This is a genomic window from bacterium (assembly GCA_013360215.1).
Classification (GTDB): Bacteria; CLD3; CLD3; order SB21; family SB21; genus JABWCP01.
Genome location: JABWCP010000014.1, coordinates 1 through 23,770, shown reverse-complemented (window position 1 = coordinate 23,770; position 23,770 = coordinate 1). Strand labels below are relative to the sequence as shown.

Sequence of the window (23,770 nt, the reverse complement as noted above, 5' to 3'; positions counted from 1 at the left end):
AAGAAAACCACGCATACGGAGCGTTATGAGCCTGTTTGATATTTTTAACAATGAAATTGCGATTGACCTCGGGACGGCCAACACGTTGGTCTATGTCAAAGACAAAGGCGTCGTGATCAATGAGCCTTCGATCGTAGCGATCAATAAGCGCTCCAATAAAATGATGGCGATCGGCAAAGAAGCCAAAGAAATGGAAGGACGTACCCATGACGAGTTACTCACGGTGCGTCCGCTGAAAGACGGAGTGATCGCTGATTTCGAAATGACCGAGCTGATGCTGCAGGAGTTTATTCGCAAGGTGAGCCCGGCCCGGTTTATGGGTAAACGCGTTGTCGTAGGCGTTCCTTCCGGAATTACAATGGTCGAACAACGTGCCGTGCGCGATTCGGCTGAACATGCCGGGGCAAAAGAAGTATATCTTGTGGCAGAACCTATGGCGGCGGCGATCGGCGTGGGTATAGATATCGAAGCTTCCAAAGGCAGTATGGTGATTGATATCGGCGGAGGAACGGCCGAAATCGCCGTGATTGCATTGTCGGGCATCGTATGCGACCGTTCGATTCGCAGCGCCGGTGATGAACTGACTAAATCTATTATCACATATTTCCGCGTCCAGCACAATTTGCTTTTGGGCGAACAAATGGCGGAAGACATCAAATGTAATATCGGCTCCGCCGTACCGCTTGCGCAGGAATTGAAAATGGAAATCAAAGGTCGCGATATTGTTTCGGGTATTCCCAAAACGATGAAAACGGATTCCGAAGAAGTACGACGCGCACTGGAAGGAACGATTCGTGAAATCGTGGAAGGTACGAAAAGTACATTGGAAAAAACCCCGCCTGAATTGGCATCGGACCTGATTGACCGCGGTATTGTTCTTACCGGCGGTGGTGCTTTGATCAAAGGGCTCGATGAGCGTATGCGCAAAGAAACGGGTTTACCGGTGATCGTCGCCGAAGATCCGCTGACCGCCGTCGTGCGCGGTGTCGGACGCGTTCTGGAAAATCTGACCAAATATCAGGCCGTCATTCTCAAAAATCGCAAATACTAATCGCCGTACCGTACCGGTAGCGTGCATTAAGATCCCATCATGCTCTGGAAACTAAGAAACTTTTATGCCGGCCTGAAAGAGATCCTGTATGTCTACCGGCATTCATTTGTTTTTCTCGTTCTTGTCATCGCATCTATTCTTCTTTTGCAGAATAATCCCAATCAATCGATGATTTTTCTCCGCAAACGCGTGATTTATCTCGCGGCGATGCTGGGTGAAAAAATTTCATCCGGTCCGCGGTGGCGCGATTCGGATGTTGTTATTAAGGAATTACAACAACGCAATATCGAATTGGCGTCGCGTAATATCGTTTTGGAAGATGCGTATATGGAAAACGTGCGCCTGCGCCAGTTGGTCGAATTTCGAAGTCGGTTTCCGCTGAGTGTGCGCCCCGCACGCATCATTGCACGGGAGTCGCGTCCTGCGATCAGTAATATTGTTTTGGATAAAGGTTCTGCCGATGGTGTACGGCTGCACCAAAATGTGATCAACGAATACGGTCTTGTCGGCCAGATCGCCGAAGTGTTTGAAGAGCATTCCGTTTGCCAGATGCTGTTGGATAAAAATTTTCGTGTTGCCGCAAAAATACAACGTACCCGTGCCAACGGAGTGGTATTTTGGCTCGGCAATCCGGATGAAGTGGCATTTTATGGCGTTCTTAAGAATCTGGATGTGCGTATCGGCGATGTCATTCTGACGTCAGAGTATAGCGAATATTTTCTTCCTAATTTTCGTGTCGGCGTGGTTACGGAAGTGAATAACGAGATCGAAGGCCTTTTTAAAGATATCCGGGTGCAAACGGCCGTTGATTTCGATCGTTTGGAGGAAGTGTTTGTCGTAACGGATACGTCCCGAACGCGTTCGGTGGCTGTAGGCTTTGAAAATTATTTTATCGTAAAGCGTTGACCTATGCGTCGTAAACGAAATATTTTGACATTCTCGCTGCTGGGTGCGGCGGCTTTTTTTTACCTGATGCAAGTAAGTTTTGTTTCAGTTTTTCTGGCCGTCGGGGATAATGTGCCGGATTTGCTTTTGATATTGACGGTATTTGTAAGCATGCGCCTCGGGCAGATCCCGGGTATGTTATTTGGATTTACGGTTGGGCTTTGGCAAGATGCGATGATTGATTTTTACGGACTCAATGCGTTATGTAAAACAATTGCCGCCTTTGCGACATACTTCTTCGCGGCCGATCGCGTGATGTTGATCGAAAAATATTATTTCCCGATCATGATTTTTTTTCTATCGGTTATTCATGCCGTGTTTTTTTATGCGATCCAATCGCTGGACGGCGTCGTAGATTTTTGGAATCTGATGTTTCACTATGGATTATGGAATTCACTGTATTCAGCCGTTACCGCTTTTGTGATTTATCTTTCCATACCCCTGCGCACACTGGACTATGTTCGTTTCAACACTATTTATGATTTTTAATAAACTATGAATCATCATCGTGTCGTTACCATGTATGTTTCGTTGGCGGCTATTTTGCTGATGCTGCTCGGCCGTTTGTTTTATTTGCAAATCATGGCTTATGATAATTTTCACGCACGCGCTGAGGATAACAGCACCCGCACGATTGATCAGATTCCCTCGCGCGGATTGATTTACGATCGATATGGACGGCGCATTGTTGAAAATCGGCCTACGTTTGCATTGACGATTACCTTGTCGGAATTTGACACGCTTAACGCCGGCGAAATGCAGTATGTGCGTTCGCTGACCGGTATGACGGATGAGGACATTCTCAAAAAATTGCGCGGCGCATGGCCCTACGCACCGGTTGTAATAAAACCGGAAGTGGATTTTGTCACGATCGCGCATCTTGAAGAAGAGCGCCGTTTTCATCGAGGCATCGGATATAAAGTAGATATCAACCGGATTTATGCCGACGATATTACCATGCCGCATCTGATCGGCTATATGAGCCAGATTACGGATAATACCATCGGTTATTACAAAACTGCCGAGTTTCAGGATACCGACTATAAAATCGGCGAGCGTGTCGGCGTATCGGGATTGGAGAAGTTTTACGAAGTCGAATTGCGTGGCGAAAAAGGATATCATCGTTTAGAAACCAATGCCAAGGGGCAAGTTCTGCGCGATCTCGGCATATCCAAGCACCCGCGCGACGGTTATAATCTGTATCTCTCGATAGACAATGATTATCAAAAATTTGTCGAAAGCGCTTTGGGCACGCGTCGCGGTTCGATCATGGTGGCCGATACACGAACGGGTGAAATTTTGGCTGCAACCAGCAAACCGGATTATGATTTTCGTTGGTTTGTGGACGGCATTACGATTGATCAATGGCGCGAGCTTAATGAAAATCCCGACAAACCGCTTTTTAATCGTATGGTACAGAGCGGGTATGCGCCTGGCTCCACCTTTAAAATGATCACGGCATTGGCCGGTTTGGAAGAGGGATTGGTAACACCGGAAACGTATGTGGAGTGTACAGGCGTGTATCAGCTCGGTGGTAATAAATTTCGATGCTGGAATCTCAAAGGCCACGGTCACATGAATGTTTCCAGTTCATTGGTGCGTTCGTGCGATGTGTATTTTTATGAATTAGCATGGAAATTGGGGATCAACCGTTTGGCTAAATATGCGCGTATGTTTGGTCTGGGTGAACCTACAGGAACGGATATTCCCAACGAACGCCGCGGATTGATTCCTACGACAGAATACTACAACAGCCGGTATGGTTTCAATAATTGGAAAGGCGGCGCGGTGGTCAATCTGGGTATCGGTCAGGGGGAAATTTTGGTGACACCCGTGCAACTTTTGCAATACGCGATGATTTTTGCGAATGCCGGCACTTACCAAACGCCGCATTTGGTGCGGTATGCGGAGGATAGTGAAGGTATCCGCCGTGTAACATTCCCGGTCAAGCATGTGGCCGTAAAACAAGAACACATGGATATGATGCGGCAAGCGATGTTCGGCGTCGTCAATTATTTTGAAGGTACGGGAAAAAAAGCGGGATTGAAAGCGGCGCAGGTTGCTGGTAAAACAGGAACGGCAGAGAACGTACATGGTAAAGTCGGTTCCGGTACCGAAGGTTATCACGGCTGGTTTGTAGGTTTCGCACCGTATGAAAATCCAGAAATAGCTATAGTTGTGCTAATGGAAAACGGCGGCGAGGGTTCCGATGTGGCGGCGCCGATGAGTGCACTTGTGATGAATTATTATTTCAATTTTGTTCGGAACAAAAAATCGTTTGATCCGAAAGAAAAAGATCGCAAAGAAACGCCTAAAAATACTCCGGCCCCGCAAGCGGCCGTAGTCGAAGTTCATGGTACAACGAATTAAAAAATTTTTACAGGACTTGGATTATCTGATTCTTGCGCCCACATTGATGTTGTGCGGTTTAGGATTGGCGTGTATTTACAGTGCGACGTTTACGGGCGATCAATTAAATTTCACCAAACAGCTCACGTTTTTTTTCATCGGTGTCATGCTGATGCTCATGACGGTGCTTATCCCGCTGCGATTGATAGATGGCGCCTCGTTTACTGTTTTCGCTGTCACCATAGCGCTTCTTATTTTAGTTTTTTTTGCCGGCTCGGTACGTTATGGCGCTCGGCGCTGGTTTACTCTTGGCCCATTCGGATTCCAACCGTCGGAGCTTGCCAAAATTGCAGCCATTCTTTTTATAGCGCGGATATTGGCATTGCGGCAAGTCAACAGTTCGCAAGTGATGAATATCATTATCGTGTTTTCCGTTGCGGCGATACCGATGCTGTTAGTTATGAAACAACCCGATTTGGGTACGGCGCTTTGCGTGGGCAGCGTAGCGCTGCCTATCCTGTATTGGAACGGTATATCGTTGTTTTCCATCTTCGTTATGTTTTCGCCGATTGCGACCGTACTGGTGCACATCATCAGCGGTTACAGTTTTAATGCGTTTATTACGATGCTGTTTATTATTCTGACCATACTGTATTTTTCAAAACGAAAAACACTGATCATCCTTGGCGTTTTTGCCGTCAATGTGATTGTGGGACTTTCATCGGAACCGATTTGGGAATCACTCAAAGATTATCAAAAGCAGCGTATTCTCAATTTCATAGAACCGGAACGCGACATGCAGGGCAGCGGTTACCAGGTTACACAATCCAAGATTGCTATCGGTTCAGGTGGCTTGGCCGGTAAAGGCTATCTTCACGGCACGCAAACGCAGCTCAATTTTTTACCGGAGCAGCATACGGATTTTATTTTTTCGGTGATCGGGGAAGAGTTCGGATTTTTAGGGAGTCTATTTTTGTTGGCATTATTCGGTATCCTTATTTTTCGAATTGTCATTATTGCCGATGCGGTTGATGATAAATTTGCCAGTCTCGCATTAATCGGTATTGCGTCGCTGTTTGCGTTTCAGTTGCTTGTCAATATAGGCATGACCACTGGTCTTATGCCGGTTACGGGTATACCCTTACCTTTATTGAGTTATGGCGGTTCGGCGCTTTGGGCCAATATGTTCCTGATCGGATTTGTATTAAATGTGGCCATGCGCAAAAAAAATTACGAAATACATTAAATGGATTTTGTATGGTGAAACCCGATATCCATCTGCGAGCGATTATTTTTGATCTCGACAATACCCTTGTTGATTTTATGCGCCTCAAAGAACGTGCGATTGCCAGTGCAGCGGAAGCCATGATAGATGCCGGCTTGGAGGTAAAAAAAGAAGATATTATATCCAAAATATGGACGATCTATAATTCGCAAGGCTACGAATACCAAAAGGTGTTCGATATTTTTTTGGAGAATACGCTTGGCCGCATTGACCACAAAATCTTAGCCAACGGTATTGTGGCGTATCGCCAGACCCGCGAAGCTTCGCTGGTCACCTATCCGCATGTTTTATCCACGCTCAATGAATTGGTCAAACGGCGCTTTAAATTGGCCGTTGTCAGTGATGCGCCGACGCGCGAAGCGTGGCTGCGCCTTTGCTATCTGCGTCTCCATCATACTTTTGATGCCGTCGTGACGTACGAAGATACGTTTCAGCGAAAACCTAATCCGGAGCCGTTTCGCAAAGCGCTTACCCAGATGGACATCCAGCCGGAGCACGCTTTGATGGTCGGTGATTGGGCGGAACGCGATATGGCCGGTGCCAAACAGATCAGAATGAAAACGGCATTTGCCCGATACGGCGATACGTTTGATACCCGCGAATCCGGTGCGGATTACGAATTGACCGATTTCAGGCAATTGCTTGATATCGCGGTGGAGCCGTTCCATGGTTAAATTTGTAGGCAGTTTTATTTTTTTGTTTGGTGCTATTGGATGTACATCGCGGCATGTTTTGATTGAACCGGAGAGTCCGATTGTTTTTTCCAAATGGGTTCGCGGCGGTGCGGCCGCTTGGACCGGCGAGGAACTCAATGCGCCATCTTTGGCAATTTATGCCAACGGTGTGGTAATACGTCCCGCATATAACGAAGGTAAACGCCGTTGGATGCTCGGTCATATGAAACCGCAAGTGTTTCGTGAACGTATAAAACGCATACAAAACATCAGGGATTCTGTGAAGGCCATGCATCACAAAACTGTGGATACGTCCGCGGCGATTCCAGTGATAGAGTGGATCATAGGTTGGGATACGCTCGCTGTGCGAGGGCTTGGATTTTCAGCCCAAGGCGGTTGGCTGGATAGTATGCATTATTGTAATCAAGAAATGGATACATGGGAATATGAGGCGCTCCGTCCTTATGTGGCATCACGTATCCGACTCTATGTGAAAAAATCCGGTTCAGCGCGCGGTGTGCAATGGCCTGCGTGGCCTGTGCGCGCGATTTTACCGTCTTCCGTCTATACGCATGACGTTAGTTATTACGAACCCAATGCCGCCGAAAATAGTGTTGTGATCGAAGGCGTAATTGCGCGGGAAGTGCAATCGGTTATCGGTCAAACGGGGGTATATGAAAAATTTATCGCTGACGGCGTGGTTTACGGCATCGGGTACGTTGTCGAGGTACCATAAAAACCGAGCTGCGTTCTCTTGACTTTTTTATACCTTTTTTTGATATTGATTCGGCTAAGCGTAGAAAGGGTTAGCATGAAAAAACAAACAATATTCCTTTTGATTTTCGGGCTTTGTTCAGTTTCGCTTTCCGCGCAACTCAAAACTCAGACTGGGCGTGAACCCATCGATGTGCATGGTGGTATTACTTCAGCCGTTCCCGGATCGCTTCTCAGTTTTATCGGTTCCGACCGCGTGACGATGACGCAGAGTTATGCCATGACATATTATAGCGGTGGCGGTGCAAGCGGTACCTTGGGCATGTATTCCAATTCGCTTAATATTCGTCTCTCGGATCCTTTGGTGCTGCGTCTCAATACAGGATTGATGCATCAGCCGTTTGGTCAGAATAAGAATAGCCTAATGCAAAAAAACCGTGAAATATTGCACGGAGCAGAATTGGTTTATAGACCGAGCCGACATTTTCAGATGCAAGTGGGATACAGTAACAATCCTTATTATACTGGTAATAGTCTTTTTAATCCGGGCCCGCAACGAAGCGGTTCAGGAGGATTGTTTGACGATTACGGATTTATGAGGCCTTAAAAATACTTTTAATCCCGATACCGTCGGGATTAATTGTTTACGGAGTGGATATGCAACGCAAAGTACGCACGGACGACCGTCCGAAAGAATCAACACAGACCTTGGACCAAACATCGGCTACCCGAACTCAAGATCCGAAGCCGGAGCCGACTCAACTGACGATGACCGGCATTCACGATCCCAAGTGGGACAAAATTTTGAATTACATGATTGGCGGTTTGGGCCTAGTTGTTTTAATTCTCGTGATTTCGTTGATTATTCGTATCAATAGCAGCGGCACATCAGAAGCCGAAACACAGACCAATGAAGTTCCTGCGGAGACTTCACCGTCAACCACGTTTGATGGTACCCAATCACGTCCTCAGAAAATCCGTATCGAAGTGCTCAACGGCAGCGGTGTACCCAAACTGGCAGCCAAAGCGGCCGATTATCTACGCAGTAAAGGATTTGATGTTGTGAGTACGGGCAATGCGCCGAATTCCAATTACAAAAAAACAATCGTACAGGATCGGGCTGGAAATTTAGCCGGTGCACAACAAGTCGCCGTCGCGCTTGGTGTCGGCGAGTCGGGTATTATTCAGCAGAAGAACCCACAGTTGATGCTTGAAGTTACCGTCATCGTCGGACAAGATTATAAATCGCTCAAATTTACCAATCCGCGCGATTAGAAGTGCCCGAGTTCAATCCGCTTTCTAATTTCGTCGGAGCCGTGTCCCACACTCTATCCAATCGGTGGACGTTTCACCTTCGTCAATCCACGCACACACCTTTTGTGGTTTTACGCTTGCGATTTCCTTTCGGTATCGCGCATGAACCCGCCGACCAACCCGGTCTGTGTAAGTTACTTGCGCTGACGCTAAAATCCGGCACATCCAAACAAACCGCTCTGAGTATAGCCGATGCGCTGGAATATCTGGCGGCTTCGCTCTCCGTATCAGTTACCCATGATGCGTTTACATTACATCTAACTGTTAGCCGCGAACAATTGGATCCGGCACTTCAGATCGTGCACGAAATTCTTACGGATGCTGTTTTCCCGGAACACGAACTGCAACGTGCACGAGGGCAAATGAAAGCCGATTGTAAAAAGAAATTAGATATGCCCGGGGTTTTATTGGGAGAATTATTCCAAAGTACATTATTTGGTGGACATCCCTATGGCCGCTCGACCGATGGCATGGAAAGCGGTGTGGATGATTTATCGCGCGATGGAGTGCTGCGATTTTATAACGAAAAGCTCACCGCGTGCGGTGCGATCGTGACGGTGGTCGGTGATGTGGATGAAATTAAAATGAGAACGTTCGTTGAAAATAACTGGGCTTCCCATTTTAAAAATTCGGTAAATATAAGCACGATTCAGATGGATAGCCCGCAACCATTGGGACAACGGTTTTTTTGTTTGACCGACCGTCCGATCGCACAGGCGCACATTGCGCTGGGCCATACCGGCCCCGCACGCGGTGAGCCGGGCCATGTGCCGCAGATGGCGCTAAATTATATTCTAGGCGGCGCCGGTTTATCGTCCCGATTAACCCATCATATCCGGACGCAACAAGGTTTGGCTTATTCCGTATATTCCAGTCTTACAAAACGTAAATTCGGTGGTATGTTTTCCGTTGTGCTGCAAACTTCTGCGGCTCATGCGCCTCGCGCCGTTACGGCTATTGTAAAGGAACTGGAAGCCATCAAAGCCGATGGTGTGTCGGATCAGGAACTCGAGGATGCAAAACTTTATTTTTCAGGACATCATCCGTTTACGATGGAAACCATTGAGCGCATGGCTTTATTGATCGAACAAGGCGTTTTTTTTGATTTACCGCCGGATTACGTTGAGCGCGAATTGGCCGAATTACAATCGTTAGAGCAGGATGATTTGAGAAAAGCCGCTGATATGATTGATCCCAAACATTGGGTTTTAGCAATTATAGGAAACGAGGCTCTAATACGGCAGCCGATCCAAGAATTATTACATCATTACGAAAGACAATAATACACGATGCAGACACAAGATGATGATATCATGGGGAAAGCCTACGATGCGCGTTTGATGCGTAGGCTATTGAGTTTGGTTCGCCCGTATCGATGGATGGCCGTTGTTTCTGTGATTTTATTAATAGCCGCTCAGGGTTTTAGCGCATACCGTCCCAAACTTGTTCAGGAAGCCGTGGACGCGGCTATACTGGCCGGTGACGGATTACGTTTACGCAATTTTGCCATCTTGTTTGTCGTTCTTTTGATCGGCGAATTTCTTTTACAATACTGTGTGATCTATGTGACTCAACTGATGGGTCAGCGTATCATTTTTGATCTGCGGATGAAATTATTTACGCATCTCGAGCATCTTCATTTGCAATTTTTTGATCGAAACCCCGTGGGCCGACTTATCACACGCGTAACATCGGATATCGAATCGCTTAACGATATGTTTACTTCCGGGCTTGTCTATCTTTTCGGTGATATTTTTTTATTGGCCGGCATTATTGTCATGATGTTTGTTCTCGATGTACATTTGACACTCGTTACGCTGGCCATTTTGCCACTCATATTCTATATATCCGTTGTGTTCAAGTCCAAGGTACGGGTCGCGTTTCGCGAAGTGCGTCTTAAAATCGCAGCTTTAAATTCGTATCTTCAGGAAAATATCACCGGCGTCACCACGGTTCAAATTTTTAATCGTGAGAAGAAAAATTTTGAAAAGTTTGATGCGCTCAATCGTACGCTCACGGATTCACATTTGGATTCGGTATTTCATTACGCCTGGTTTTATCCGGCGATCAACGTGGCGAGTAGTTTTGCCATCGGCATGTTGATTTGGTATGGAAGCGGAGAAGTGCGCTCTTCGTCAATAACACTGGGTACATTGATTGCTTTTATACAGTACGGCATGTTGTTTTTCAGGCCGATTCAGGATCTGAGTGATAAATACAATATTCTGCAGACAGCGATGGCTTCGTCGGAGCGTGTTTTCAAACTCATAGACACACCGACGGAAATACCTAATCCGGCTCAACCGATAACGCCGAAAGTGATGTCAGGACGCATTGAATTTCGTAATGTGTATTTTGCTTATAATCCTCAGGATATACGCTCGGATGAAGACTATATTTTAAAAGATATTTCGTTTGTTACTCAGCCCGGTCAAAGTGTTGCATTGGTCGGTGCGACGGGTTCGGGCAAAAGTACGATTATCAACCTTGCGTCGCGGTTTTATGAAGCTCAGCGCGGCGATATTTTACTGGATCAGACGGATATTCGCCGGATGGATCAATATGCTTTGCGTCGCACGATGGCCGTGGTGTTACAGGATGTATTTTTATTTTCGGGTACGATTTTAGACAATATACGTCTAGGTCGTCATGATATTAGTGAAGCGCAGGTCGAAGAAGCCGCGCGGCGAGTCGGTGCGGATGATTTTATTCGCCGGCTTCCTTTACAATATCTTGAACCCGTGCAAGAGCGCGGCAGCACGCTTTCGGTAGGCCAACGCCAATTGATTGCGATGGCGCGCGCGTTGGTTTTTGATCCGCGGATATTGATTTTGGATGAAGCAACATCAAGTATCGATACCGAAACGGAACGCCTGATACAAAAAGCCATAGCCCAACTGATGCAAGGGCGCACGTCGGTAATCATTGCCCACCGTCTGTCAACCATCAGACACGTGGATCAGATTCTGGTTTTACACAAGGGGCGAATCCGTGAGCGCGGAACGCATGAAGAATTATTGGCTATGGGTGGATTATATTACAGGTTGTATCAATTGCAATACAAAGATCAGGAGTTCATTGCTTAGAAAAGATATCATGAAGCGGGTTTGAGCGCAGCATTTTCCGGCAGTGTAAAATCAATCGGCAGGGCAAACGAAAAAGAAGAACCTTTTCCGACTTCGCTCTCGACATGTATGGTACCATTGTGCTGATGGATGATTTCTTTGACGAACGCCAATCCCAAACCGGTGCCTTCCACATCTTTCACATGTTTCTCATCTTTAGCGCGAAAAAATTTCTGAAACAGATGTTTCATATTCTCTTTGGATATACCGTAGCCGTTATCGGACACTTCCACGATCACCGTATCATCCGCGACCGCGACACGCAGTTTGATCTCTGAACCTTCGGGGCTGTATTTCACGGCATTGGAAAAGAAATTGAGTACGACCTGACCGATCAGGTCGGGATCGGCGTGAACCAGAGGAACCCATTTGGGCAATGTGCTGCTGACGTGCATGCTGCGCTTTTGAGCCATCGGTGTGTTGGCGGTGATGGTGTTATCTACAACCGTGGTAAGATCGCATGGGACTTTATTGATAACCGTTTTACCGCTTTCAATGCGACTGATGTCCAGAAACTTGGAAATCATTTCAGCTAAACGACCGGATTCGTAGTGGATAATATCAATGTATTCTTTACGAATGGCTTCCGATAAATGCGGATCTTTGATGATTTCACTGAAACCGGCGATACTGGTCAACGGTGAGCGCAGTTCATGGGCGACGACATTCACCAGTTCGGTTTTCATCCGATCAATTTCTTTTTCTTTCGTAATATTTCTAAGAACAATAACCAAAGCAATCAGATCGTCGTTATCCATGACTTTGGAAGCATTGGCACCGAGATAGATTTCCGAGGGGCTATTGAGCGGCTTGATCGTAAGTTCGTCCTGAAAAACCGTTTCGCCTTGTGTGTCAAGCGCCTGTTTCACGAGAAATTTGAGTTCGGGAAAGAAAAAATTGAGCGAAAAACCGATGACGGCTTTTTGTTGTACATGAAACCATCCTTCGACCACTTCATTGATCATCAGAACTTCATTCAGCGGGCCGACCACGATAATACCGTCGGCAATATTGCGAATGATGGCTTCGGTCTTAATTTTTTCTTGGATTGTTTTTCGGATGTTGCCCTGATTGATCTCTTTCAATTCACGGGTCATATAGTTAAAAATGCGCGAAAGCTGAGTCATTTCTTCGCTGGTATGCACATTGACCTTGTGATCAAAATTACCACGCGCGATGGCTTTGGCGCTTTCGATGAAGAGTTTGATAGGATGGGCAACTTCTTTCGCGGTAAATCGAGCCGATAAATACGATATGATGATAGAAAAAATAAGCGGAATTAGTATGATCCATATGTGTGCGTACTCGATAGCGTGGATATCAAACCAGCGTATGGTGATTTCAAATACACCAATCGCCGCGATCATGAGCGGAAACATCATGATGAAGATCCGGCGAAAGAGATTAAGCTCCTGAATTCGCCGGTCGGCACGCAGAAGCCATTCGGGCAATTTAAACATACGTCGTAGAAATGAAGCGTAAAAAAGAACACCCTGAAGGATGTTCAGGGTGTTTATTTTTTAGGAATTATTTTATCCAGTTCTTCGATCAGCATATCCCGGTTGGCTTTGGAAATTTCGCGGCCTTTTAGCGGGAAATTGGGAACAGACCGTGCATAATGCCGAAGTTCCGAAACGCTGAACTCATGATAATCGGTTTCAGGAACAACTAACTTTTTCTTCTTAAGTATGGATTCGCCTTTTTGAACACCCTTAAACAGATCTTGCTGCGCAAGCGTCAGGCGTTCAGTTTTTTTTTTGAGCCCGTGCCGCCGCTCGGAGCTTCTACCAATCCTTCATCATAGATGATGGATTCCGTCATTGCATCCGGACGCGGTATAATATGAACGGAAACGACTTGTCCTACACGACGTGCAGCGGCTTCACCGGCGGACACAGAGGCTTGTACAGCGCCTACTTCGCCGACCACTTTGATCGTGATCATGGCACCATCGGTTATTTCTTTGCCGATCAGTTTGACATTGGAAGCTTTGATCATAGCGTCTGCGGCTTCGATCGCACCGACCAATCCGAGCGTTTCCACCATTCCTAATGCACGTTCATCTGCCATACGATTTGCCGTGTTAAATTAGTTGGAGCCTTTTTTGGGAAGAATAAGTTCCACTTCCGGATGCGGACGCGGAATGACGTGGACGGAAACCAGTTCGCCGACTTTTTCTGCTGCTGCAGCGCCGGCATCGGTAGCTGCTTTTACAGCGCCGACATCGCCACGTACCATGACGGTCACGTAACCACCGCCGATTTTTTCTTTGCCGATTAATTCGACTTTTGCGGCTTTGACCATCGCGTCAGCGGCTTCGATTGCGCCGACCAAACCTTTGGTTTCTACCATGCCTAATGCATCCAGAGCCATGGAAATTCCTCCTAGAAAATATTGAGATAGGACATCAAGTGTGCAAAATAGTATTCGATATTATATAAACGGCGCATGAAAGTCAAATGTAATTTTGTCCGTCATACGGCACAAAAAGAACATCATTATAAAAAAAACACCCGGAAGACAAGCTTCCGGGTCTCTATCGTAGCCAGAGGTCGGGGAGACCTCTTGTGGGGACTTCATATTAACGAATCTAACATCGGAAAGCAAATTTTTTTTCAATGCCTAGGTTGCCACTTTTTGAAAATCGTGTTGCATGCCTTGCATGCATCGGCACAAAGGGGCTTTTCGTACGCAGTATTGTGCACTTCAACCCCCATTTACTGCAGTTTGGCGGAAGTATGTCGGAAAAAAACGGTATTGGGCGTATTGTTATTAAAAATGAAAGGAAAGTTATGCGGTATCGTGTATGGTTTCTCGTATGTATGATAATAATTGCCGTCAGCCCTGGCACAGCGCAGCAAGTTCGTAAAACCTATGGCGGATTCGGCGGTTTTATTTTCGGTGCGAGTAAACAAGATATGAGAGATTTTAATAAAACCCTCAAGAATAGCGGATACCGCAGTTACGAAAATCAGAGCTGGATGTATGGCGGCGGTGGTTTTGCCGTATTGGGACGGTTCTTGTTTGGCGGTGAAAGCCATGCTTTGATGGCCCGCAACACGGTATCGGAGAATGCGCTGTATCGGGTAAAACTGCGCGGTGCTGTGGGGCAGTTTAAAATCGGATACATACTTTTACAAAAAGGATCAACGCGCTTTTATCCGTTTGTCGGATTGGGTGAGTCTGATTTTATGTTGGAGATTGCCGAGCGCATACCGGCGGATTTTGAAGACATATTGGATCAGCCGGCCAGAGCTTCAAGACTCCGTGTCAAGGCGACGACCATTGATGCCGGATGGGGCGTATTGCATACGTTGTTTGACAGCGGGCGACGTTCCGGCGGAGGTTTTGCCATCGCTATGCAAATCGGATATCGTTACACACCGGCTACAAATGATTGGCAACGCTTTGGCGGCGATACGGAAGGGCGAAGTATTCCTTTGTGGAACGGGCCTTATGCGACATTGCTTTTTGGCGCCGCAGGATTTGGAGTACGTTAATTTTTAATTATCACAATAGAGGAGGATGTATGAAGCGCATGATCGTTGTACTGATGTTGACCGCGGGGACACTTTTTTCTCAAAACCCGGCGGCTTCTATAGCCATCGAAGGAAAAAACAAAATTCAAAATGGGTTTGCCGCATGGAATGAAACGATGATCCGCGAGGGCAGCGCACTGTGTGAACGGGCTGCTATGGCCGATCCGCAGAATGTGTGGCCGTTGTATTGGAGCGCATTTGCACATTATCGTCTGGCGATCATGAAACTGTACGGCAGCGAACCCGATGAAGACGCCGGTAAACAATATATCGAAACGGGACTGTCTCTATTGGAAAAAATCAACACGCTCAAACCGGGTCATGCGGAGTCGTTAGCATTAACGGGCTCTCTCACAGGTATGAAAATTCGTTTTAATCCATTATCGGCTATGTGGCTCGGCCCTAAATCACAGGAGTATATGAGTAAAGCCGTCGAAGCGGATCCCAAAAGCCCTCGTGTTTTTTATCTTACCGGTATCGGTACGATGAATACACCGTCCATGTTTGGCGGCGGTGCGGATAAAGCGACGGGCGATTTTCTCAAAGCTATACGTTTGTATGAAGAAGAAGCGACCAACCCGCCGGCGGATCCGTTGGCGCCGACATGGGGCTATGATGAGTGTTATTCTTTTTTAGGATCCGCATACGAAGCGCAAAAAATGTTTAACGAAGCTAAAAGTTGTTATCAGAAATCATTGACCATCAATCCCGAATCGCGCCGGGCTAAAGCGCAATTGATGCGACTTGAGAACAAAAACACGCAATAATCAATCCGGTATAAAAATGAAAAAAACTTTTATCGTAGTTCTGCTGCTATGCGCGCAATACCAAAGTTACGCACAGACGGCCGCATCGTATGCCGTACGTGTACAGTTGGTGGATAGTGATGGAAAAAAAGTGGCGTACGCCAATGTGTATTTTGCCGACGGCGATTTTGCCGGAGCGTTTACCAATGACAGCGGTGTGGCGATTATTCGCACGCACATAGCCGGAGAGCGTCATCTGACAGCGAGTTTGATCGGCTATGATACGGAAGTTAAGAAAATAAAAGTACCTCATGCTCAAACAATTCATGTCACCATGCATGAGAAGTCGGTAGAATTGGGCGAACTGGTGATCGAGGCCAGCGCCTACGGCGGCGGTGAAGGCAAGGTCGCCGTTTCTAAAATAGATGTATATACTACGCCGGGCGGCGCCGCCGATGTTTTTCAGAGCGTCAAGGTTTTGCCGGGTGTAACACAAACGGATGAGACAGCGGCTGTTCCCGTGCGCGGCGGCAGTCCTTCCGAAAACCTGATTCTGTTCAACGGTGCGACGTTGGCTCATCCGTATCACGGCGAAAATACGGCGGGCAACGGTCTTTTTACGATTGTCAAAACCGCCGTGATCAGAAAATTATATTTTTCCAGCGGCGGTTTTTCCGTGCGGTATGGCAATGCGTTATCCGGCGTCCTGGATATCGAAACGGATAATCACGTGGCGCAAAACAGGGTAGCTGTGGATGCCAATCTCGTATCGGTCGGCGGAGGATTACAACGGCAGATTATTCCCAATACGCTTTCCGCGCAGGTCTATGCGGATCATACCTCGACCGCTTTGCTTTTTAAAATGAACAAACCGGCTTTTGATGTTGTGCGTGATCCGGTAACGAGCAATGTCACGGGCATCGTTAATTATAATTACCGTCCGTCGGGGCAAATCCAGGCTATGATATTGGAAAGCCGCGATGCACAGACGTTTGACCTGACGTTGCAGTCCAATAGCCAGCGGTACGCCTTGGAAACCGGCAATCGCGTTGTGAGTCTCCAGTGGTCGGAATTATTTAACCCCCAATGGACAAGTAAGGCGTCGTGGTCGTATAGCATGTACCGTAACGACTGGACGTTCGGTGACTGGAAGCGGGCGAACCGTGAGTACAATATCAAATGGCGCTGGGATCATCATTATGCATTGCATAACCGAACCATTTTGAGTTTTGGCGGAGAAACCTACGGTGATTTCTACCGGTTTGATTATATACTCCCGCTACGGCGCGGCGAATATTACAATGGCGCCGATAGTGTGGTTTTGCAAGGAAATCACCATGCTGCCGTAGTGGCTGCGTATGCCGAAGTGCAGCAAAAAATTGCGCGGCGTTGGTCGGCACAAATAGGTTTTCGCACCGATTATCAGACCTTGTCACAAAATCAAATATGGGATATACGCGGTTCCGTTGTGCATGAATTAGCCGCGAATTCTTTTTTACGCTTTTCAGCCGGGACATTTCATCAATTTCCGCACATTACGATGTACGATAAAACCATCGGCAATCCCGAACTTAAGGCGATGCGTGCGCGCCATGCCGTCGTCGGGTGGGAAAAGAATGCTGCGACGTATCAACTAAAAATAGAGTCGTACTACAAATGGTATGATCATCTGCCGCTTTCCGATGAAGATAAAAACTATGTCAGTCAAGGGCGCGGGTATGCGCGCGGTTTAGATTTTTTTCTAAAGGGCGGTTTTGTAAAAACCAGCGGTTGGTTTTCCTATAGTTTTATTCAGACGCGGCGAAAAGAAATGCAGATTCAAACAATGCGGCCCAGTCTTTATGATATCACCCATAATATTTCATTGATCGTCAAACAAAACCTTGGGCGTAATTTTGAATTGGCTTCTACACTGCGGTATGCGACAGGACGCCCCTATACGCCGGTTACCGCCGGTCAATACGATCCGGTGCGCGGGATTTGGCAACCGGTTTATGCCGCCGATTATTCCGATCGGTTCCCGGATTTCAAGCGGCTTGATGCCCGTCTGTCGAAGTTTTTTATCCTCGGTCCGCAGAAACATGTCGTGTTATATATTGAAGCGCTCAATCTTTTGGGTATCCGAAATATTCTTGATTATTCATATTCCGAGGATTTCTCCGAACGTCATAGTGTGCCGAGTTATTTCAGCAACCGAACCGTTGTGATGGGTTTTAGTTTGAGCTTATGACCGTGATTTTTTAGTGTAAAAATAAATCGGTTTAAAAATTGCCGTAAAAAGGTATATTGGCCTGCACTTCGGTTAATCGAGAAATATATGACAGAGAGAAAAAAAATAGTTCAGGTGCGTGACCTGAAAAAAAATTACGGTTCTTTTGAAGCCATTCGTGGTATTAGTTTTGATGTGTACGAAGGCGAAATTTTCGGATTGCTCGGTCCTAACGGCGCCGGCAAAACGACGACGCTTGAGATCATGGAGACATTGCGCGAAAAAACTTCCGGCGAAGTTCTGATTGAAGAATTTTCCGTTGATCGCGATCCGATGCTGATCAAACGCCGAATCGGCGTGCAGCTACAGGAAGCGGGATATTATCCCAATTCCACATTGCTCGAAGTGTGCGTACTGTTTGCCGGTTTGTACAATGTGCATCATGATGCATCGGCCTTGCTGGCGAAAGTCGGCCTGACGGATAAGGCTAAAACGCGTGTGGATAAACTTTCCGGCGGACAAAAACAGCGCTTCTCCATAGCAACGACGTTAATACATAAACCGCGTGTGGTTTTTTTGGATGAGCCCACCGTAGGATTGGATCCGCAAGCCCGGCGTAATTTGTGGGAATTGATTCGATCCATTCGCGACGACGGTACGACGGTTATCATGACGACACACTATCTTGACGAAGCCGAGTTGTTATGCGATCGCGTCGGTATCATGGATGAAGGACGTATCATAGCACTGGATTCACCGGAGCGGCTTATTCACGGCTTACTCGCTACGGGGTTCCAACGACCGACCCGTGTACGCGAAGCAACACTCGAAGATGTATTTATACATCTGACCGGCAAAGAACTGCGCGACGCTTAAATTTTGAAAAAACCAGACACCATGATGAATCAACCCGAATCTTATTCCTATTTTCACGCTTTGCGTGTGTATGTCATTACGAGCCTTCGTGCGATTAGCCGCAATCCGTCGAGCATCGTCTTCGGATTTATTTTTCCTGTCATTTTCATCGTCATTTTCGGTTTTATAGGAAATCGTACATTGAATTTGACCATCGGCATGATACAAAATGATTCGCAAGAAAATCCGATGATGGAAATGCTCAGTCATATTGATCAAATAAAATTGGTGCGTAATCTGGATGACGTAGCGCTGACAGAAAAGCTACGCAAAGGTGAAGTCGATGCGCTGATGCGCGTTGAAAAAGCCGATTCCGGTTATGTTGCGCATATTCAGACCTCCGACGCTTCCCCCAATGGTATTGTGGTGCTTAATATGTTGCGCGGTCTTACCGCACAGGCCAATCTACTTATGATGCAAGTGCAGCATGTGCCGCTTGCGATCGCGCACACGACGATAGAAGGGCGGCGATACAAAACGATTGATTTTATTTTACCGGGTCAGTTAGGATTTGTGGTGCTTAGTTCGGGTATTTTCGGCGCGGCGTATTTACTTATTGCCCTCAAGTCCCGATTGGTGATCAAGCGAATGTTTGCTACACCGGCGCCGAAGAGCGTGATTTTGGTCGGCGAGGCTATTGCACGGATGCTTTTTGCGTTGGCGCAAGTATCCATCATCGTACTCATCGGCAAATGGGTTTTCGGATTCACGCTGATCAACGGATGGGTGACACTACTCATGATGCTGCTGGTTTGTCTCATCGCGCTCATGGTGTTTTTGGGTTTTGGAATGATCGTTTCAAATATAGCGCGCCATGAACAAGCCGTTCCCCCCATTGCCAATTTGATCGTAATGCCACAGTTCTTGTTGGCGGGCACGTTCTTTAGTATTCGCGTTTTCCCGGAATGGCTACAACCGGTGTGCCATGCTTTACCGCTGACGTATGTCAATGATGCGCTGCGCAAAATAGCCTTTGAAGGCGCAGGTTTTGCCGACGTGGGTTTTGAATTGATGGTATTGGGCGTTTGGGGTGTGGTCGTTTATGCGGTAGCTGTCAAATTATTTAAGTGGGAATAGGAACGAGTGTCCGTCATGAAAAGCAATAATACGATAAAACGTTTTATTATTCACGAGATCGCATGGGCTGTCGTAGTCATCTGCGCGACGGGCTTTATCATCGGCTCGCTCTATGTGCCGGTATGGACATGGAATAATTATTGGATTTCCCTGCGCGTATCATTTTCGTTTTATGTTGTCATGCGAATTTTAATGGGCACATTTGCCGAACGGGTGATACGTCGGTTTGTTCCGCGTACTTTGGAGCGTCCCAAAAAGTTTTTTGCTATCGAGATACTTATCCGCGTAATACTGGGGACGGTGGGAAGTTTTTTGGCGTTTATGCTTGCTGAATTTATCACGGGTATTAATTTTTTGATTTCGCTGCGCATGATCTATGTGCAAGTTTTCATCGCTGTCATTTTAACATTATTGGTTACGGTCAGCTTTTATTCGGTAGCCTTTTATCGCGAAATGCTGAATAAAATGAAAATCGCACAAGAATTACGTGAAGCCGCGGTCGAAGCGGAGTTGCGTGCATTGCGTGCTCAGGTCAATCCTCACTTTCTTTTTAATACGCTGAATGCCATAGCGGCTTTGATCGCGTCGGATCCCAAACGCGCTGAAATGATGGTCCAGCGTTTATCGGAGGTGTTTCGTTATGTGCTGGTCGCTTCGGAAAAGGAAACCGTCACGTTGGACGAAGAGCTTACTTTTTTAGATAATTATTTGCGCATCGAGCGCGTTCGGTTCGGCGAAAAACTTACCATTTGTGAAAATGTGGATGCAACGGTACGATCGGTAAGGGTACCGGGGCTTATTTTGCAGCCTCTTGTTGAGAATGCAATCAAACACGGTCTTGCTTCGCGGCGAGAGAATGGGGTATTGGAAATTTCAGCGTCGCGTCAGGACGATTTTTTAATGTTACGTATTTCGGACGACGGCGAAGGCTTTTCTGTAGATCGCAACGGGAAAGTGATTTTAAATCGCGAAGGCATCGGTGTAAAAAATGTACGCGAGCGAATCGAAAAAATGTACGGCGGCAAAGGTCAATTGATTTTGACCAACCGTCCTCAAGGCGGCGCCGTGGCCGAAGTGCGAATTCCGATACGAGTGAGTTAATTTATGTACCGTTGTATGCTTATAGACGATGAGCCGCTCGCACGCCAACGCGTGAGAGATATGTTGTCGGTATCGTTTGCCGGACAAATTGCTATCATGGACGAAGCATCCGACGGCATCGAAGCGTTGGAAAAAATCGAAAGTTTGCAACCCGATTTCATTATTCTTGATATTCAAATGCCGGGACTAAGCGGTTTTGAAGTTTTGATGCATCTCAAAAAAGTTCCGCCGGTGATATTTGCGACGGCCTACGATCATTATGCGATCCGTGCGTTTGAAGTGAATGCCGTTGATTATCTGCTTAAACCGTTTGATGAAGAGCGGTTAAAACGCGCTATCGAACGCATCATTGCGCACCTCACAGTTCCAGAATCCGCAAGCACACTTAGCATACAAAAACTGATAACCGATGCGATACAGGAAAAGAACACGCAAACCGCGTATCTGGAACGCATCCCGTATCGTGACGGTGAAAAAATTCGCTTTATCAAAGCTGCACAGTGTTTGTGGTTTGACACCCAAGACAGCGTGACGTACCTGCATACGGACCAATCGGCGCATGATATTCGCTACACATTGGATGAAATCGAACAACGTCTCAGGCCGTCCGAATTTTTGCGTGTGCATCGGGCTACGATCGTCAATCTGAATGCGATCCGCGAGATGACGCCGTGGTTCAACGGCGCCTATAAAATCATTCTCAACGATAAAAAGAATTCGGAAATTGACGTAGCGCGGGGACGAGTGCAGGCGTTAAGGGATGTGTTAGGATGGTGAATTGCCGATTCTGTCGCCGCGTGGTGAGTGGATGTAAGCGATTTAAATACCTGCACTATCGGGTGATTTTCTAAGAACAATAACGTCATATATGCTTGCTAAGTCGCAAAGTTGGCAAAGCGTAATTGATGTCTTACGCTCTTAGCGTCTTTGCGAGAAATAGTGTTTGTCTTTGAACATGCAACAGATATTCTCATGCATACTTCCCTCACCGTATGACGGCGAATTTGACGATTTTATCACCGAGCGATGAATGGATATGCGCGATATACACACCGGAGGCTATGAGGTAATTGTTTTCGTTGCGGAGATTCCATGTCTCCGTAGATGTTTCCTGAGCTACAGGCTCCGTGTTGTCATCATGGGGTGTTTCATCCACACGATGGTTGTTGCTGGCGGTGTTATGTATCAATGTTTTGACAAGATCTCCGGCAACGGTGAAGATACGCATCGTGCAACGTGCAGGCAGTCCGGTGAACTTGATTTGCCGGCCTTCATCACTACGAATGATGTAAGGATTAGGTACCACGCGTATAAGGGAGAGATCGCCGGCTTTGCGTGCTATTTCCGCTTGCGGTGTTACTTTGATTATATGCCCGTGTATGGGGGATTCGCGCAGGATGGGTAAATTGAGCGGTATGGGTGATACATAACCCGGAGTCAGTTGTTTGTAGTAATAACGATGATTGACGATCTCCGGTTGAGCGCCATAGGCTGTCACGGCGTAGAAGTATTTGTGTAAACTTGTGACATCATGATCGGTATAGGAGTAAACCAGACCGGTATTATGACCGACATCAATCGTGCGGCTCTCCCAGTGTGAGAACGTATTGAGGTACCACTCCCGGAGCGTGTTTAAGGAGTCAATTTTATCAAATTGCGCGATACGTGTAAAATGACCCTCCAGCCCGGTGAGACTACGGTAGATGCGATAGCCCTGGAAGTCGTATACACGCAGGGCGTCACTGTAACCATTGGCGGTATCGATGATGGAAGCCATAGCATAGGGATGTATCATGGCTTCGGCCGTGGTGTCCCAGGCGAGTGTGACAAATCCGTCACCGGCGGTGGCGTGAAACTCGGGTGCCGGGACATCGAAGAGGTGAAGGCCGAGGCCGGTCGTCATCAGAGATTGCAGGATGTCATCGTTTACGAAGAGATTACTCACGGCATCCAAGTGATCGGAGCCGCGTCCACCCACCACCGCCGCCCATATCTCCTGCGTGGAGCCGGCTTCCACACGAAACGGGCCGGTGGAGAGGAGGATGCGTTTTTCAGTCGGGGTACGATCAATCAACCCACTACCTGCAATCGGATTGCCGGGAAAATACCATCCGTTTCGTGTCTTCGCATCAATTTGTCCAGACATAGTTAAACCTCTGAGCATATTATAACGTTCATAATTGTTATGTGGAAAATCCTTAGTATTATCGAACATTGAGGTAGCCCTCAGCAACACAGAATCGCCACCGAGCGTACGTGGGATATATTGATTGTTTGAAGGATCATAGGTGAGGATTTGTTTTTGATGTTGAAACTTCATGGCATACAGCGGTGCAAGACTATCACTGTTTACCACAGGCCCTTGCAAAAAATCAAGCCCTACGGCAAGCGGTGTATCGGAGTTATCTACGTTATAAACATATCCCAGTCCACGAATCGAATCCGAACCTATGAGGTCATTGCCCGAAACATCCACATCAGCATCCATCCATAGGCCGAAGTACGCACCCGGGTAGGAGGTATTGGTTTTATTGGTGATCGTGTATTTTAAGATAACAGCATCCTCAAGTATGGGCTTATCAAAGACGAATGATTCGAGTGTTACTTCAAGTCCAAGGCCCGGTGATGGGCTGGATAGGGTGCCTTCTTGGCTGAGCGTGGTATCCAGATCATTGAAGACGGCCCATGTTTGTTGATCAGCGATTAAAGCAGGATCACCGTTTGCA

The 23,770-nt window shown here is 47.0% G+C and carries 22 protein-coding genes; 18 read left to right on the top strand and 4 right to left on the bottom strand.

The window, feature by feature from the left end; all coding sequences use genetic code 11:
- Positions 1–25: 25 nt before the first annotated feature.
- From HUU58_10160 to HUU58_10110, 11 genes are all read left to right on the top strand, one after another.
- Positions 26–1,051 carry a rod shape-determining protein gene (locus tag HUU58_10160; GenBank protein ID NUN46034.1) on the top strand — a complete coding sequence of 342 codons (1,026 nt, stop codon included), beginning with the start codon at positions 26–28 and terminating at the stop codon, positions 1,049–1,051.
- Between the two features lie 39 nt (positions 1,052–1,090).
- Entirely contained in the window at positions 1,091–1,957 is an 867-nt protein-coding gene (gene mreC, locus HUU58_10155; protein NUN46033.1) for a rod shape-determining protein MreC, read from the top strand.
- 3 nt (positions 1,958–1,960) lie between these two features.
- Entirely contained in the window at positions 1,961–2,485 is a 525-nt protein-coding gene (mreD, locus tag HUU58_10150; GenBank protein ID NUN46032.1) for a rod shape-determining protein MreD, read from the top strand.
- 6 nt (positions 2,486–2,491) lie between these two features.
- The gene (gene mrdA, locus HUU58_10145; GenBank protein NUN46031.1) at positions 2,492–4,366 is read left to right on the top strand and encodes a penicillin-binding protein 2; all 1,875 of its coding nucleotides are present in this window, start codon (positions 2,492–2,494) and stop codon (positions 4,364–4,366) included.
- Positions 4,350–5,591, top strand: coding sequence for a rod shape-determining protein RodA (gene rodA, locus HUU58_10140; GenBank protein NUN46030.1), 1,242 nt, complete (start codon positions 4,350–4,352; stop codon positions 5,589–5,591). The genes mrdA and rodA overlap by 17 nt, the downstream gene beginning before the upstream one ends.
- 11 nt (positions 5,592–5,602) lie before the next feature.
- Positions 5,603–6,304, top strand: a complete 702-nt coding sequence (locus tag HUU58_10135) for an HAD-IA family hydrolase (protein NUN46029.1) — start codon at positions 5,603–5,605, stop codon at positions 6,302–6,304.
- Entirely contained in the window at positions 6,297–7,040 is a 744-nt protein-coding gene (locus HUU58_10130; GenBank protein NUN46028.1) for a hypothetical protein, read from the top strand. The genes HUU58_10135 and HUU58_10130 overlap by 8 nt, the downstream gene beginning before the upstream one ends.
- 75 nt (positions 7,041–7,115) lie before the next feature.
- On the top strand, positions 7,116–7,625 hold the full coding sequence (locus HUU58_10125) for a hypothetical protein (GenBank protein NUN46027.1): 510 nt from the start codon (positions 7,116–7,118) through the stop codon (positions 7,623–7,625).
- A gap of 50 nt (positions 7,626–7,675) precedes the next feature.
- Positions 7,676–8,293 (top strand): LytR C-terminal domain-containing protein, encoded by a 618-nt coding sequence (locus HUU58_10120; protein NUN46026.1) that lies wholly within the window; start codon positions 7,676–7,678, stop codon positions 8,291–8,293.
- A gap of 41 nt (positions 8,294–8,334) precedes the next feature.
- The gene (locus HUU58_10115; protein ID NUN46025.1) at positions 8,335–9,615 is read left to right on the top strand and encodes an insulinase family protein; all 1,281 of its coding nucleotides are present in this window, start codon (positions 8,335–8,337) and stop codon (positions 9,613–9,615) included.
- A gap of 6 nt (positions 9,616–9,621) precedes the next feature.
- Positions 9,622–11,418, top strand: coding sequence for an ABC transporter ATP-binding protein (locus HUU58_10110; GenBank protein ID NUN46024.1), 1,797 nt, complete (start codon positions 9,622–9,624; stop codon positions 11,416–11,418).
- Positions 11,419–11,426: 8 nt separating this feature from the next.
- On the opposite strand, the gene HUU58_10105 is transcribed toward HUU58_10110, so the two are convergent.
- The 3 genes from HUU58_10105 to HUU58_10095 form a co-directional block, all read right to left on the bottom strand.
- The gene (locus HUU58_10105) at positions 11,427–12,917 is read right to left on the bottom strand and encodes a HAMP domain-containing protein (protein ID NUN46023.1); all 1,491 of its coding nucleotides are present in this window, start codon (positions 12,915–12,917) and stop codon (positions 11,427–11,429) included.
- A gap of 277 nt (positions 12,918–13,194) precedes the next feature.
- Positions 13,195–13,527 carry a BMC domain-containing protein gene (locus HUU58_10100; GenBank protein NUN46022.1) on the bottom strand — a complete coding sequence of 111 codons (333 nt, stop codon included), beginning with the start codon at positions 13,525–13,527 and terminating at the stop codon, positions 13,195–13,197.
- Positions 13,528–13,545: 18 nt separating this feature from the next.
- On the bottom strand, positions 13,546–13,830 hold the full coding sequence (locus HUU58_10095) for a BMC domain-containing protein (GenBank protein ID NUN46021.1): 285 nt from the start codon (positions 13,828–13,830) through the stop codon (positions 13,546–13,548).
- A 419-nt stretch (positions 13,831–14,249) separates the two neighbouring features.
- On the opposite strand from HUU58_10095, the gene HUU58_10090 reads away from it, so the two are divergent.
- From HUU58_10090 to HUU58_10060, 7 genes are all read left to right on the top strand, one after another.
- Complete coding sequence (locus tag HUU58_10090; protein ID NUN46020.1) at positions 14,250–14,957, top strand: hypothetical protein; 708 nt, start codon at positions 14,250–14,252, stop codon at positions 14,955–14,957.
- A gap of 29 nt (positions 14,958–14,986) precedes the next feature.
- Positions 14,987–15,763, top strand: a complete 777-nt coding sequence (locus HUU58_10085) for a tetratricopeptide repeat protein (GenBank protein ID NUN46019.1) — start codon at positions 14,987–14,989, stop codon at positions 15,761–15,763.
- A 16-nt stretch (positions 15,764–15,779) separates the two neighbouring features.
- A complete protein-coding gene (locus HUU58_10080) occupies positions 15,780–17,972 on the top strand; it encodes a carboxypeptidase-like regulatory domain-containing protein (GenBank protein NUN46018.1) in 2,193 nt (730 codons plus the stop codon).
- 87 nt (positions 17,973–18,059) lie between these two features.
- Entirely contained in the window at positions 18,060–18,827 is a 768-nt protein-coding gene (locus HUU58_10075) for an ABC transporter ATP-binding protein (GenBank protein NUN46017.1), read from the top strand.
- 3 nt (positions 18,828–18,830) lie between these two features.
- Positions 18,831–19,943, top strand: coding sequence for an ABC transporter permease (locus tag HUU58_10070; protein NUN46016.1), 1,113 nt, complete (start codon positions 18,831–18,833; stop codon positions 19,941–19,943).
- A gap of 15 nt (positions 19,944–19,958) precedes the next feature.
- Entirely contained in the window at positions 19,959–21,044 is a 1,086-nt protein-coding gene (locus tag HUU58_10065) for a histidine kinase (protein NUN46015.1), read from the top strand.
- A gap of 3 nt (positions 21,045–21,047) precedes the next feature.
- On the top strand, positions 21,048–21,821 hold the full coding sequence (locus HUU58_10060) for a response regulator transcription factor (GenBank protein ID NUN46014.1): 774 nt from the start codon (positions 21,048–21,050) through the stop codon (positions 21,819–21,821).
- Positions 21,822–22,029: 208 nt separating this feature from the next.
- Here HUU58_10060 and HUU58_10055 read toward each other — a convergent pair.
- Positions 22,030–23,770, bottom strand: a 1,741-nt coding sequence (locus HUU58_10055) for a hypothetical protein (protein ID NUN46013.1), incomplete at its 5' end; no start/stop codon positions are given.